This is a genomic window from Bacillus cereus group sp. BfR-BA-01492 (assembly GCF_022662815.1).
Lineage (GTDB): Bacteria > Bacillota > Bacilli > Bacillales > Bacillaceae_G > Bacillus_A > Bacillus_A cereus_BD.
The window spans coordinates 146750-160554 of sequence record NZ_JAKUEH010000006.1; the positions used below are offsets into that span (position 1 = coordinate 146750).

Consider the following 13805-nt stretch of genomic DNA (forward strand, 5'->3'; position numbering starts at 1 on the left):
TTTACACTTTATCTAAGTTGAAGCAAAAACGTTTTATTACCTTACGTAAGTAAGTATACTTAAGTAACTTACTTTAGTAAAGTAACTTTTGATAAAATTTAAATTCTCAAATTAAAAATATTTTTAAAGCTTGTTATAATAATAAAGTGAACTTTGAAACAGTGCATTTTTTCATCCCCCACTGATTGTTAGCCCTCAACTATCTTCCTTGTTTCTCTCTGAATTTGGAGGTAGAAGTCTTACCGATTCCCAATCGTGTAAATAAAGTGAAACTTTAATCAGTGGGGGTTTTCTTCATCCCCCACTGATTATGAGCCCTCACCAATCGGGCTGTTACGGACAGCCCTACTCCCACCTATCTTCCTTGCTTCTTTCTGAATCTTGAGGTGGGAGTCTTACTGCCCTAAAATAGCGGGATAAAAATAAAACAGGGAGAGATCTTCTATTCAACTGTCCAGTTTAATGTAGCAAGTACCGTTTCAAGCGATTAAAGAAACATTCCTTTTCATTTCAAGATTTCCTCTTATAACAAAAGGACCTGCATTCATAAGAAGCAGATCCTTTTATGTTTCTTTCCCTCTATACAGTTTTTGGAACTAGATTAAAACATCTTTTGTATATCCATTCATAATCTTTTACTGTTAGGTCACGCGGGTTCCCAACCGTTTGAGGGTCTTTCATCGCTTCTTTGGCTAGGCGCTCGATCATATCAGCTGGTACACCTTGTTTTTCAAGTGTAGGTATTTCTAGATTTTCTACGAGACCATACATCCAATTTACTGCCGCTTTCGCTGCATCTTCAGTCGATAATTCATGCGTATTAATTCCTACCGCTTGCGCAATGCGTGCAAACTTTTCAGGATTTCCTTTCCAGTTAAATTCCATAACTGGACCCATCATAGCTGCGACACATTGTCCATGGGCAACAGGAATGATTCCGCCTAATGTTTGACTCATCGCATGTGCAGCACCTGCGGATTCACTTCCATAAGATAGTCCTGCTAACATTGCTGCTTGTGCCATACCGTAACGAGCTTCCAAATCTTCACCGTCTGCAAATGCGCGGTAAATATATTTTGATGCATACTCAATCGCCATTAATGCAACTGCATCTGTAATAGGCTGCGCATATTTCATTGTATAACATTCAATCGCATGTGCTAAAGCATCAACACCCGTCATAGCTGTTACATGTGGTGGCATAGATATATGTAATTCAGGATCAATAATGGTCAGATGTGCAGCGATAAGAGGTCCCCCTGTATTAAATTTAAATTCTCGCTCTTCATCTGTAATTACAGCCCATTGCGTTACTTCGGAGCCTGTTCCAGCTGTAGTTGGAATGGTTGTCAATGGTGGAATTCGATTCTCAAGTGGTTTTTTCCCTTCCGCTGCCTCATATTCTAAGACAGATCCTTCATGTGTTGCTTCCACCCCAATCGCTTTTGCTGTATCCATTGAACTACCACCACCGACTGCAACGAGTCCATCGCAGCCTTCTTTTTTGTAAAGAGCAGATCCTTCAGCAACTAAACGTACTGGCGGATTCGGTTCAACCTTATGAAAGATAACTACCTCTACATTTTCTTCCTTTAAATATTTCATAACAGGATCAACAACACCTGCGTTAAAAATTCCAGGGTCTGTGACAAGCAATACTTTTGATACACCTAAATTTTTGACTTCTTTTCCTACATGGCGAATAGCTCCAATTCCATGTTTAATTGCTGTAGGCACCTCAAATTGATGGAACTTATACATCTGTTCAACTTTCATATTTAAACTCATACATGACAACCCCCTGTTTTTTCCTCATTCCTTTATTTAAACCAGTTAATTGCTTCCGGTTTCGTATTTCGATAAATATGTTTGATTTCAGTATATTCTTCCAGCCCGTTGCTTCCTAATTCACGTCCAAAACCAGATTGTTTATATCCACCCCAAGGCGCTTGGGCAAAATATGGATGGAAATCATTAATCCAAACCGTTCCCATTCGAAGACGCGAAGCAACAAACTCAGCTTTCTCAATATCCTTTGACCATACAGCTCCTGCTAGCCCATAAATCGTATCATTCGCAAGTTGTAGGACTTCTTCTGTTGTTTTAAAAGTCTCCACCGTTAAAACTGGTCCAAACACTTCCTCTTGAACAATTCGCATTTGTGAATGACAGTTCGCAAAAATTGTCGGTTTATAAAAGAATCCATTTTGAAGTTCTGGATCTTCTGGACGTTCCCCGCCAAGAACTAATTGTGCTCCCTCTTGTTTTCCAATTTCTACATATCTTTCTACTTTCGCACGATGTTCCATTGAGATAAGAGGGCCACATTGCGTATCTTTATCAAATCCGTTTCCCAATTTTATATTTTTTGCACGGTTAACAACAGCTTGTAAAAATTCATCGTGAATACTTTCTTCAACTAGTAAGCGTGCTCCCGCTGAACACACTTGGCCAGCATGATAAAAAACTGCGTTGAGCGCTTGATCTACTGCTACTTCAAAATCTGCATCCGCAAATACAATATTCGGGTTTTTCCCGCCGAGTTCAAGTGCAATTTTCTTTACATTACTGCTTGATGCTTGCATAATTTTCTTCCCTGTTTCAATCCCTCCGGTAAAAGAAAGAAGATCGACATCTAGATTACTAGATAATTCTGAACCTACTGTCGATCCAGGACCTAATACTAAATTAACTACTCCGTTTGGTACACCAGCCTCTTCCATTAATTCAAATACTTTTATAGTTGTTAGTGGTGTAATTTCACTCGGTTTCACAATAATTGTATTTCCTGCAGCTAGCGCAGGTGCAATTTTCCATGCTGCTTGAAGTAAAGGATAATTCCACGGTGTGATTTGAGCACAAACTCCAACAGGTTCACGAACAAGTCGGCTTTGAGAATTAGGAATAGGAGAAGAAATAATCTCTCCGCCATACTTATCAGCGAGACCTGCAAAATATTGAAATACATTGACGATGTCATCCATGTCCGCTTGGCTTTCAATTAATGTTTTTCCTGTATCTAAGGTTTCTAGCTTAGCCAATTCTTCTTTATCTCGGCGAATGAGCTCCGCAATCTTTTGAACAAGTTCTCCGCGTTCATTTGCAGGCGTACTGGCCCAATCACCTTGATCGAATGCTGCACGTGCCGCTTTAATCGCGAGCTTGGCATCCTCTTCGTCTCCCTCAGTTACAGTTGCAATGATTTCTTGATTAAAGGGATTAATGATGTTTCTCGTTTTTCTAGAAATGGACTCTACCCACTCTCCGTTTATATACATTGTTTTTAGAGACATGCAATCACTCCTTTCAAAGTCACTAAGTTAAATTTGTTAAGTTTTTTCTTAACGTTTTTAACAAAATTAACGTAACATACGTAAAAAATGTTGTCAAAATAAAAAATAAATTTAGAATTTTGCAATCTGTTGGCACATAAAGGATTATCAAGTATAAAAAAATTATTTATCGACGTATTTTTTTGACATTTTTCTGTAATACGTTAATATAAACATTGTTCAAAATAAACTTTACATTCTTAACGCTTTGACTTTTCTCTACTAGGAGGTTTTTTATAGGATGGACGATAAAGGATATGAGGCTATTGAAAAGGCAAAAACATTCGTAATTGATTCAATTGCTGAAACAATGGATCTGTATGGAGTTACACGAAGTGCAGGAACATTATATGGAACCATGTACTTTGAAGATGATATGAATTTAGATGAAATGCGTGAACGACTAGGAATGAGTAAACCTAGTATGAGCACAAGTGTAAAAAAGCTACAAGACTTTGATATTGTCAAAATGACCTTTACGAAAGGGAGTAGAAAGCATACTTATGTAGCCGAAAAAGACTTTTTTAAATTTTTCACTCATTTCTTTTCTCATAAATGGGAAAGAGAGGTAAAGATAAATTTGAATGCATTAGGAAAGTCTCAAAAAATATTGAGAGAAGTGATGAATAATCAGGAAGAGCCAGAAGAAGTCAAAGCGCATGCAAAGCAGATTTATGAGCAATTAGAAGAATCACGGGCTTATTATAAATGGCTACAAAAATTAGTAGATTCTATAGAAGATGAGAGTATTTTTGAATTGATTCCTATAGAAGATAAATCGTGAAAAATGTTACTGAGGGTGATTTGAATCAGAATCGTTTTGGAAAACTCATCCTCATGTACATTTTAAATATACATTTACATAAAAAGGAGTGGTTGCGTGCCAGAAAGTAATAGCACATCAAAAAGAAAGAATATTCCAATAATAGTTTTTGGACTCTTTACTTTAGGGATGTTGGCAGTCGGATTCCTCAATAAAGCTATTCATTGGGGTGGCTTATTTTCTATGCTAGTATTCTATGCTCTTATCTATTATGTAGGAGTGTTTTTCGCCGCTAAAAAATCTTCATCCCTCCAAGATATGATGGTAGCCAATCGAGGTTTGCCTCTTGGTGTTGCCATTTTTACAATGGCGGCAACTTGGGTCGGTGGAGGATACATCAATGGAACAGCAGAATCCACCTACTATTCCGGACTCGCTTGGGCACAAGCACCATGGGGATATGCATTAAGTTTAATCATTGGCGGAATCTTTTTCTCCAGAAAAATGCGCCGTCATGAATTTATGACGATGCTTGATCCATTAGAACAACGTTTCGGTAAGAAAATGGCAGGTGTCTTATACATCCCTGCATTATTAGGTGAATTATTTTGGAGCGCTGCGATTCTTACGGCGTTAGGCACCACTTTTGGTACAATTCTAAATATAGACTTTACGACTTCTATCATTTTATCCGGCGCCATTGCCATTGCTTATACAGTTGTTGGTGGTATGTGGGCAGTTGCTTACACAGACCTTTTTCAAATGGGGATATTAATTGTTGGATTGTTTTTGGTGATTCCTTTCGCTCTCGAACATACCGGAACCGTTCAGCATGTATGGGCAACCTATCAAGTAGATTTCGGAAGTTATGCCAATTTATTTCCACCACTTGATGGCTGGAAAGATTCTAATTGGGGAAACTTATATTGGAATTGGTGGGATAATGCATTTTTGCTAATCTTCGGTGGGATTGCTTGGCAAGTATACTTCCAACGCGTTCTTTCCGCCAAAAATGAAAGTACTGCAATGACATTATCTATTTTAGCCGCTTTTATATGTATTATCGCGGCAATTCCTGCAGTGTTAGTTGGATTAATTGGTCATAGCATTAATTGGACTTCGCTCGGCATTGCCGAACCTGAAAATGCCTCTATTATTCTACCGTACGTGCTTCGTTATTTAACACCTGAACTAATCGGAGCGATTGGACTTGGCGGATTAGCTGCTGCCGTAATGTCCTCCGTTGATTCATCGATACTTTCTGCATCCTCGATGGCTGCATGGAATGTGTACCGTCCTTTAATCAGCCCGAAAGCAAGTGATGATCAGCTGAAAAAAGTAATTAAACGATCCATCATTTTCATTGGAGTGGCCGCAATTATTATTGCACTCAATGTGAAAAGTGTGTATACATTATGGTATTTAGCATCAGATTTAGTTTATTGTATATTATTCCCGCAGTTGACTATGGCATTATTTTATCGAAATGCCAATCTTTATGGGTCTATCGCTGGTTTTGTTGTAGCAGCCATTTTAAGAATTGGCGGAGGAGAGCAAGCTATCGGACTTCCACCATTATTGCCTTATCCGATGATAGAAAATGGAACCGTATTATTTCCATTTCGAACATTGACATGTATTACAGCATTTTTCACCATCTTTGTCGTGTCCAAGCTTTCACAAAAAGTTTGTCCTCCTCAACCATTACTGATGCCGAAAAAACAATCAAAAGCAGCTTAAAGATTTTCTTAATCCCGACAGGCCTCAGCCTGTCGGGATTTCTCTTTTTGTCGGCTAGTATGATATGATAGCATATAATATATAAGCACCAATCATACTTCTTTGGTGATACTCCTATACATACAATGTATCAATCAATATTTGTTTCAATTATCGTTTTCTTTATATTGACGATACTATAGAAATTGAAAACCACTCTTTTCATCTAGAAAATCCTATATGTATTTTCCCTATCCTTCACAATGTTCCTTTTAAAAGGAAACAAAAAACTACCAAACAAAGTGGTAGTTTTACATACAATGATACATTTTACAATAGGGATAGGAGTGTACCCCCAATACCACCAGTCACGACAATGACCCAAGGTGGCATTTTCCAATATACTAAATAATATAGCAGCAAAAGCGAAATCAACAGGTTTTAAGATAGCGCTAGTCCAAATTGGGTGATAGCAAGCTGAAATTAAAATCCCTACTACCGCTGCATTTACTCCCATTAAGGCGCCTTTCATTTTAGGATTTCGTCTTACTTGATCCCAAAAAGGTAATGTCCCTAATATAAGAAGGAATGCTGGTAAGAAAATAGCAATCGTTGCAATGAATCCCCCTTGCCATCCACCGATAATAGCACCAATATATGCTGCAAATGTAAACAATGGTCCAGGTACAGCTTGAGTAGCACCGTAACCCGCTAAAAACGAAGATTGATCCATCCATCCTGTAGGGACAAATTCACGCTCAAGTAAAGGTAAAACAACATGACCTCCACCGAACACTAAAGAACCTGAACGGTAGAAACTATCAAACATTGCAATCCAATTCAATGATGTAATTCCTCTTAGAATTGGCAGGAAAATAAGCAACCCAAAAAACAGTGCTAAACAAATGAATCCTACCTTTCGAGAGATTGGAAAGTTTAGTTTTGATTCATCATTGTCCGCTTGCTTTTTATAAATATAATAACCAATCAGACCGGATAAACAAATGACTGCTACTTGTGTAAAAACCGTTTGCCATAATAGTGTTCCGACTAAGGAAAATAACGCAATAGCTTTTCGCTGTGAATCCGGTGTTAACTTTTGAGCCATTCCTACAATCGCATGTGCTACTACTACGACGGCTACGATTTTCAAACCATGAATCCAACTCGCATCTCCCATATTGAAACCTTGTAGTATACATGCAAAAATGACTAATGCTACGACAGAAGGAAGAGTAAACCCAATAAAAGAAAGAATTCCTCCTAATACACCTGCACGCATAACACCGATTCCAATACCCACTTGGCTACTCGCAGGTCCAGGTAGAAACTGACATAATGCAACTAAATCAGCATAACTTTTTTCATCCATCCATTTTCTTTTGCGGACATACTCTTCATGAAAATAACCTAGATGTGCGATCGGTCCTCCGAAAGATGTAAGTCCGAGTCGAGTAGAAATAAGCAATATTTCTAATAAAGTTTTCAATTTATTTTGAGGCGTTACTTTCTTCATTCTACACGTCCTTTTTCAGTAGCTATATAATATTCCCTAATTTTCCAGATGTATTATACTCTTCTTTCTTCAAAAGTCCATCACATAAAGAATAGAGTATAACGTACCAAGGCTAAATGTCGAAATTCGTAATTAATGTAGCATTGATCTATCGTTTTTTCAATTTAGCATTAAAAACTTTTACATAAATTTTACAAAGTAATATATTCAACTCATTAGAATGTTTTTCAGGACATATCCCTCATCTACAGGCAGGAGCCTTACTGCCCTAAAATAGCGGGACAAAAACCCCCTAATTTCCTATTCACGTATGGGAATCAGGGGGATTATTTTCATAAAGTGAAACTTTAATCAGTGGGGGTTTTCTTCATCCCCCACTGATTATGAGCCCTCACCAATCGGGCTGTTACGGACAGCCCTACTCCCACCTATCTTCCTTGCTTCTTTCTGAATCTTGAGGTGGGAGTCTTACTGCCCTAAAATAGCGGGATAAAATATATAGACGTATCATTTTTTTCATTTCATATTCGTAAAACACTTTTTTATTAGCTACAACTATTAATTCTCAAATACAAAGTTTATTTTATTATCTTTCCATTCTAACTTTGCATCAAACGTTTTATCATTTTTCTTAAATCCTTTAATTAAGTCAGTTTGTTCACCTTTCAATAGTTTTGTCATATTTTTTTGTGAGATTGTTTTGCCTAATATTTTTTTTGAAATTGTAAAATCACATTTTGTTGTATTATAGTTCGAACAACCGTAAAAAGTAGACTTATCGATCACATCGCCATCACATTTTTTACATTTCCCTACTTTTTTCCCCGTTGTAAATTTTGATCCTTTTCGTTCAATCGATTGTACATCTAAGCCTGTGAAATCCCACTTCTCAGACATTTCAATTGCATCTTCAATAATTTTTGCAGATAGCTTCTTCGTTTGTTCCATGAAAGTCGCTGGTGATGCTTTTCCTTCTCCAATTTCTGCAAGACGTTGCTCCCACTTTGCTGTCATTTCTGGTGAAGCTAAAATTTTATCCCCGATCGCTGTAATGAGTACTTTCCCTTTATCCGTTGCATACACTTGGTTTTTCTTCACATCTATATATTTACGGTCTTTCAGCATTGTAATAATACCAGCCCGAGTCGCTTCCGTCCCTAACCCTTCTGTTTTCTTTAATACTTTCTCCAGCTCTTCATTATCTAAATATTTTCCTGCCGTTTTCATTAACGTAATCAATTGCCCTTCTGTATAACGCTTCGGGGGCTGCGTTTTTCCTTCTTTTACTTTCACTTTTACAACTTTTCCTTCTTCCCCTTCTGCAACAATTGGAAGGATCGTTTCATCGTCCTTATCATCTTGAAAGATGACTTTCCGCCATCCTTCTTGAATTTGTTGTTTCCCTTTTGAAATAAATTCAGCCCGTCCATCTACAAGGGTTGTTATTGTTGTATAGTCGAAAATAGCAACTTCATAATGAGCGGCAATCAGTCTTCTTACAATCATATCGTAAATTTTCTTTTCATCACCGGATAGCTTATTTGGATTCGTAACTTGTTCTGTCGGTATGATTGCATAGTGATCTGTCACTTTCTTTTCATTCACATAACGCTTATTATTCATAATCGATTCAATTGGTGCTGGCAACAACTCTTTATATTCATCAAATTGACTTAACTTTTGCAAAATATCAGGAAACGTTGCTGCCTCACCTTGTGTTACATAGTTAGAGTCCGAACGAGGATAAGAAACAATCCCTTTTTGATACAACGCTTGTGTGATATCTAACGTTTTTTTCGGTGAAAATTTAAATGCTTTATTCGCCGTTGCTTGTAGCGATGACAAATTAAATAAAAGCGGCGGCTGAAACTCCTTGCGCTCCGTTTTCACTTCTTTTACTTCAGCTGGTTTTCCTTGGCAAAAAGCTGCAATTTTATTTGCCATGTCAGGGTCTTTCAAGCGAGATTCACCATCTTTTTCCCATTTACCCTCATATTTCTTACCTTCAATATTAAAGTTTGCAAACACTTCCCAAAACGGTTCTGATTTAAAATTTTCTATTTCTTTTTCACGTTTCACAATTAACGCTAATGTTGGCGTTTGAACACGTCCAGCAGAAAAAACATCATTCATTCCTTTTTTCTTTAATAAAATGCTATAGACGCGCGATGCATTCATGCCAACGACCCAATCGGCGCAAGATCTTGTATATGCTTCGTAATACGTATTGATCGTATCTGATTCATCAAGTAAGTTTTTAAATCCTTGATAAATAGCCTGTTTTGTCAAAGATGAAATCCAAAGACGTTTCATCGGCTTTTGCACGTTACAAAGGTTAATAATATTTCGTACAATCAGTTCCCCTTCACGTCCTGCATCACCTGCATGAATGATTTCTGTCACTTGCGGATTATCTAGTAGCTGTTTCACCACATTAAATTGTTTATATTTCGACTTTGTTACTTCAAATTGAAAACGCTCTGGAATCATCGGTAACGTATCAAGCGACCATTTTTTCCACTCAGCGTGATAATGTTCTGGATTACATAACTGCGTTAAATGACCAATTGCCCATGTACAGTAAGCTCCATTTGGAAATAACTCATTTGCTTCTACTTCTAAATACCCATCTTTCCGGCGGTATTTAAATTGAGAAACAAGAGCTAAACCTTGATCTGGTTTCTCGGCAATAATTAATTTCATTTTATAACTCCCTATCTAAATTCCAGTGTTACTTTTCATTTTATCTGTTAAAAGCGATGATACATGAACCTTTCTTTTTATCATTCGCAATGTATTTATGTATGAGACCTATATATTATACGCTTATTCTTTCCGCCTTCACAATAGAAACTCATTATTTGATGTAGCGGTCATATTTTCAAGTTTAGAGAATACGTATAGAAAACAACGAAATCCAAAATAAACTTTCAGTTATTTTTTCTATCTTACAACTCTTTTACTTTAATAAATGCAATTAAATATTCACGAATGCAACAATTCATGTTTTAATGTATATAATATAAAAATATTTCTGTTCATTGGGGTGGTTCTATGAAAGCAAATGTAGGAGATATGATACAATTTGAGCGTGGAAATGTTACAATTACAGGCTCAGTCGTTAAACTATACAGTGAATCTGTATTAGTTGAAATCACAAATGTAAGCGGTGGCACTTTTGAATTTGATAGAACAGTAGTCAATCACAAAAACTATAAAGTACTAAATGGAAATTTGTAATTTTGAAAATCTGATTCTGATAAACTCATAAAAATGAATCGTATTTATGTAAAATGGCTTGCGTATATGAAACTGCGCAGGCCATTTTACATTTTGACATACTCAGAAGCAAAACCTTCTCTTCATTTTATCGTTCCTTACACATGGAATATAAAAACAACTGCTTAAAACTCTTCCCTATTGACATAATAAATAATAAGAAGTAAAATAACTTTAAAATAGTAAGTTACTATTTTAAAGTTAACGAGGGGTGTTGAACATGAAACAAATGTTATTTCGTATTAATGAGCTTGCAAAAAAAGAAAAAACTTCCACATTAACAGAAACAGAAAAACAAGAACAACAATCTTTAAGACAGCGTTATGTGCAGGAATTTCGTGGAAGTTTAAATTCTATTTTATTAAACACAACGATTGTAGACCCTAACGGAGACGATATTACTCCACTAGCTTTACAACGTGCACAAAATCATAAATGAATATCATTTAGTACGTAAAAAGAGCCGATATTTATATAAAAATTTCCGGCTCTTTTTAATCTTATCAAAACGAAATTAAACTAAATCGCCTTTTAAAAATGCTCCAGGTAATAGCTGCTCAACTGTTACTTCCTTTTCATCACCTTTTACATTTGTTAATAACACTGGCATTTCCGGATTACAAAATTCCGCAATCACTTGTCTACAAGCTCCGCATGGTGAAATAGGTCCATCTGTTTTACCTGTAATCACTAAATAGCTAAAATGACGTTCCCCTTCTGATACCGCTTTAAAGATTGCTGTTCTTTCAGCACAGTTACATAATCCATATGATGCATTTTCTATATTACAACCCGTATAGATTTTACCTTCTTTTGTAACGAGTGCCGCACCAACAGGAAATTTAGAATATGGAATGTAAGCTTTTTCTAGCATCTTTGTTGCTGCTTCAATATATCCTTTTTTATCCATGTTATTTCCTCCCTAAACTCGATATATTCTAGAAATGATTCATCTGTAATAATTAGATGAAATTTCACTTTCCTTCTATACATTACTTGCTAATCAAGCGATACTTAGAACATATTTTATAACAAATCTCCCTCTCCTTCGTATCCGCTTACATTTTTTTAAAATGGGAAAGCAATAGATACTCTATATGTGTATCTATTGCTCCTTATCTATTGCTTACTTAATAATTGTCTGTAGCGCCTTTTTCATCATTTAATACAATAGCAACACTTGCACTAGCTCCGATTCTTGAAGCACCAGCTTCAATCATTTTTTCTGCATCTTCACGTGTACGAACGCCACCAGATGCTTTTACCCCAACATTTGGTCCTACTGTTTTACGCATTAATGCGATATCTTCAGCAGTCGCTCCACCAGTTGAGAAGCCTGTTGAAGTTTTTACAAAATCCGCACCAGCTTTCACAGATAATTCACAAGCACGCACTTTTTCTTCATCTGTTAATAGACATGTTTCGATAATAACTTTAACAAGCGCTTTTCCTTTTGCAGCTTGTACAACTTCACGGATGTCCTTTTCAACGAATTCATCATCACCATCTTTTAAAGCACCTACGTTGATTACCATATCCACTTCCGTTGCACCTTTAGCAATTACATCTTTTGTTTCAAATACTTTTGTTTCAGTCGTATTTGCACCTAATGGAAATCCAATAACAGTACAAACATCCACATCATGTCCTGCTAATTCTTCAGCAGCTAATTTTACCCATGTAGGATTAATACAAACTGAAGCAAAATTATATTTCTTCGCTTCTTCAATGACCTTCATTACATCTTCTTTTTTAGAATTCGGTTTCAAAACTGTATGATCAATTAACTTTGCAATGTTCATATCTTTCACTCCTTATATCTTTTAACAATTTCATTTTAACCTTCATTTGAACATATGTAAATATACTTTTGAAATTATGTTCACCTCTTTTTAAAAAGAAAATTTATCTTCAAAAAGGAATTTCGCACCCATTTGCTCTAGCAATTTCAAAAATCAAGAAATATCATGACGAACTCTCTAGTTTTTGAAAAGAACAATCCACCGAAGAGCATTCTTATCCATACTTCATGAAATATTATCCCCTTATTTTCTCATACTAAAATGAACTGTATCCGAAAAAGGCTCTCCCAAAATAATCGTTTTGAGAAAGCCTTTCTTTTAATCTTTTTGATAATGTAATAATTCTGTTGCTGTATGCTGATCTATAATTAGGATATTCGCGTATTTACCTCTTAATGCACCGTCGATTGCCTTTACTTTTCGCGAACCTCCTGCGACAAGAATCGAACGTTTCTTTAATTTTAATTCATCTAGCTCAATTCCAATTGTACGTCGATTAATGTCCTCACTACTAATATTCCCATCGCTATCAAAAAAGCGTGAACAAATGTCACCGACTGCTTGCTTTTTCAACAGATCCATTTCGTCCTTATCCAAATACCCTAACCGGAATAACAGCGCTTCATCACGCACAGTTCCGACAGTAAAAATAGCAATATTCGCTTGTTTTCCCATTTCAATAATATGGTGAATATGTCTATCTTGTTCTACTAGTTCCTTCGTTATCGCATTATCAAATATAACAGGAAGCGGTAAATTTCTTGGCGTTGTTTGAAAAGCATCTGCAAATAAAGCAATCGTCTCATTTGCATATGTATTTACACTCGAATGACTAATGCCCCCCTTTAATTGAACCACTTCTACCCCCTTTACAGGCTGCGGCGCCATTTTCCGAGCAATTTCATACATTGTCATTCCCCAGCTTACTCCAACGATATCCCCATTTTTTACCGTCTTCTCCATATATTCAGCAGCATATTTACTAATATAATCTGTAATTGTTGCATATTCTGGTACAGGAGAAAATACGACATGTGTTTCTAACAAATTATATTTTTCTTTCAGCAAATTTCCGACATTGTCTAAATTAGCAAATGGATCTGTTATTGTAATTTGAACAAAGCCTTTTTCCTTTGCATACTTTAACAGCCTTGAAACAGTTGGCCTTGAAATATTCAGCTTATTGGCAATTTCTTGTTGACTATAATCAGATTGATAATATAATCTTGCAACTTCAACACTTAATTGTTGTTTTTCTTTATCCATAGTAACTCATTACATATCCTTTCCTGTATTTCCCTTTCGTTACAAGCATTATACAGGTTTATGCTCGAAATTTCGACTATCCAACCTTTCCTATTTTACCCTCTATCAAAACGAAAACAAAAAAAGCA

11 protein-coding genes and 1 pseudogene are annotated in these 13805 nt (G+C 36.2%); 5 read left to right on the forward strand and 7 right to left on the reverse strand.

What is annotated here, in order from left to right:
* Positions 1 to 579 precede the first annotated feature (579 nt).
* Positions 580 to 1788, reverse strand: coding sequence for an iron-containing alcohol dehydrogenase (locus MR063_RS10270; protein ID WP_242197261.1), 1209 nt, complete (start codon positions 1786 to 1788; stop codon positions 580 to 582).
* A 32-nt stretch (positions 1789 to 1820) separates the two neighbouring features.
* Positions 1821 to 3293, reverse strand: coding sequence for a betaine-aldehyde dehydrogenase (gene betB / locus MR063_RS10275; protein ID WP_242197265.1), 1473 nt, complete (start codon positions 3291 to 3293; stop codon positions 1821 to 1823).
* Between the two features lie 280 nt (positions 3294 to 3573).
* Here betB and cudC point away from each other — a divergent pair, with 280 nt between their 5' ends.
* Positions 3574 to 4116 carry a choline uptake/conversion transcriptional regulator CudC gene (cudC, locus tag MR063_RS10280; protein WP_242197268.1) on the forward strand — a complete coding sequence of 181 codons (543 nt, stop codon included), beginning with the start codon at positions 3574 to 3576 and terminating at the stop codon, positions 4114 to 4116.
* A gap of 168 nt (positions 4117 to 4284) precedes the next feature.
* Complete coding sequence (locus MR063_RS10285) at positions 4285 to 5835, forward strand: high affinity choline transporter 1 (protein WP_242197406.1); 1551 nt, start codon at positions 4285 to 4287, stop codon at positions 5833 to 5835.
* Positions 5836 to 6144: 309 nt separating this feature from the next.
* Here the strand turns inward: MR063_RS10285 and MR063_RS10290 are convergent.
* Together MR063_RS10290 and topB are read right to left on the reverse strand one after the other, a co-directional pair.
* A pseudogene (locus tag MR063_RS10290) lies at positions 6145 to 7330 on the reverse strand (chromate transporter).
* Between the two features lie 558 nt (positions 7331 to 7888).
* Complete coding sequence (gene topB, locus MR063_RS10295; RefSeq protein ID WP_242197270.1) at positions 7889 to 10033, reverse strand: DNA topoisomerase III; 2145 nt, start codon at positions 10031 to 10033, stop codon at positions 7889 to 7891.
* 351 nt (positions 10034 to 10384) lie between these two features.
* Here topB and MR063_RS10300 point away from each other — a divergent pair, with 351 nt between their 5' ends.
* From MR063_RS10300 to MR063_RS10305, 3 genes are all read left to right on the forward strand, one after another.
* Positions 10385 to 10570 carry a YkvS family protein gene (locus MR063_RS10300; RefSeq protein WP_242144627.1) on the forward strand — a complete coding sequence of 62 codons (186 nt, stop codon included), beginning with the start codon at positions 10385 to 10387 and terminating at the stop codon, positions 10568 to 10570.
* A gap of 33 nt (positions 10571 to 10603) precedes the next feature.
* Complete coding sequence (locus tag MR063_RS21815; RefSeq protein WP_277927832.1) at positions 10604 to 10738, forward strand: hypothetical protein; 135 nt, start codon at positions 10604 to 10606, stop codon at positions 10736 to 10738.
* A 91-nt stretch (positions 10739 to 10829) separates the two neighbouring features.
* A complete protein-coding gene (locus MR063_RS10305) occupies positions 10830 to 11048 on the forward strand; it encodes a DUF896 domain-containing protein (protein ID WP_242144626.1) in 219 nt (72 codons plus the stop codon).
* Positions 11049 to 11123: 75 nt separating this feature from the next.
* Here the strand turns inward: MR063_RS10305 and MR063_RS10310 are convergent, their stop codons facing one another.
* From MR063_RS10310 to MR063_RS10320, 3 genes are all read right to left on the reverse strand, one after another.
* Positions 11124 to 11519, reverse strand: coding sequence for a cytidine deaminase (locus MR063_RS10310; protein WP_242197273.1), 396 nt, complete (start codon positions 11517 to 11519; stop codon positions 11124 to 11126).
* A gap of 220 nt (positions 11520 to 11739) precedes the next feature.
* Positions 11740 to 12411 (reverse strand): deoxyribose-phosphate aldolase, encoded by a 672-nt coding sequence (gene deoC / locus MR063_RS10315; RefSeq protein ID WP_012093960.1) that lies wholly within the window; start codon positions 12409 to 12411, stop codon positions 11740 to 11742.
* Positions 12412 to 12729: 318 nt separating this feature from the next.
* Complete coding sequence (locus MR063_RS10320; protein ID WP_242197277.1) at positions 12730 to 13677, reverse strand: sugar-binding transcriptional regulator; 948 nt, start codon at positions 13675 to 13677, stop codon at positions 12730 to 12732.
* Between the last annotated feature and the right edge of the window lie 128 nt (positions 13678 to 13805).

Bases quoted from the DNA above. Each gene is read 5' to 3' on its own strand.
- MR063_RS10270 (WP_242197261.1), bottom strand. From the start codon at position 1,788: ATGAGTTTAAATATGAAAGTTGAACAGATGTATAAGTTCCATCAATTT.
- betB (WP_242197265.1), bottom strand. From the start codon at position 3,293: ATGTCTCTAAAAACAATGTATATAAACGGAGAGTGGGTAGAGTCCATT.
- cudC (WP_242197268.1), top strand. From the start codon at position 3,574: ATGGACGATAAAGGATATGAGGCTATTGAAAAGGCAAAAACATTCGTA.
- MR063_RS10285 (WP_242197406.1), top strand. From the start codon at position 4,285: ATGTTGGCAGTCGGATTCCTCAATAAAGCTATTCATTGGGGTGGCTTA.
- topB (WP_242197270.1), bottom strand. From the start codon at position 10,033: ATGAAATTAATTATTGCCGAGAAACCAGATCAAGGTTTAGCTCTTGTT.
- MR063_RS10300 (WP_242144627.1), top strand. From the start codon at position 10,385: ATGAAAGCAAATGTAGGAGATATGATACAATTTGAGCGTGGAAATGTT.
- MR063_RS21815 (WP_277927832.1), top strand. From the start codon at position 10,604: ATGAATCGTATTTATGTAAAATGGCTTGCGTATATGAAACTGCGCAGG.
- MR063_RS10305 (WP_242144626.1), top strand. From the start codon at position 10,830: ATGAAACAAATGTTATTTCGTATTAATGAGCTTGCAAAAAAAGAAAAA.
- MR063_RS10310 (WP_242197273.1), bottom strand. From the start codon at position 11,519: ATGGATAAAAAAGGATATATTGAAGCAGCAACAAAGATGCTAGAAAAA.
- deoC (WP_012093960.1), bottom strand. From the start codon at position 12,411: ATGAACATTGCAAAGTTAATTGATCATACAGTTTTGAAACCGAATTCT.
- MR063_RS10320 (WP_242197277.1), bottom strand. From the start codon at position 13,677: ATGGATAAAGAAAAACAACAATTAAGTGTTGAAGTTGCAAGATTATAT.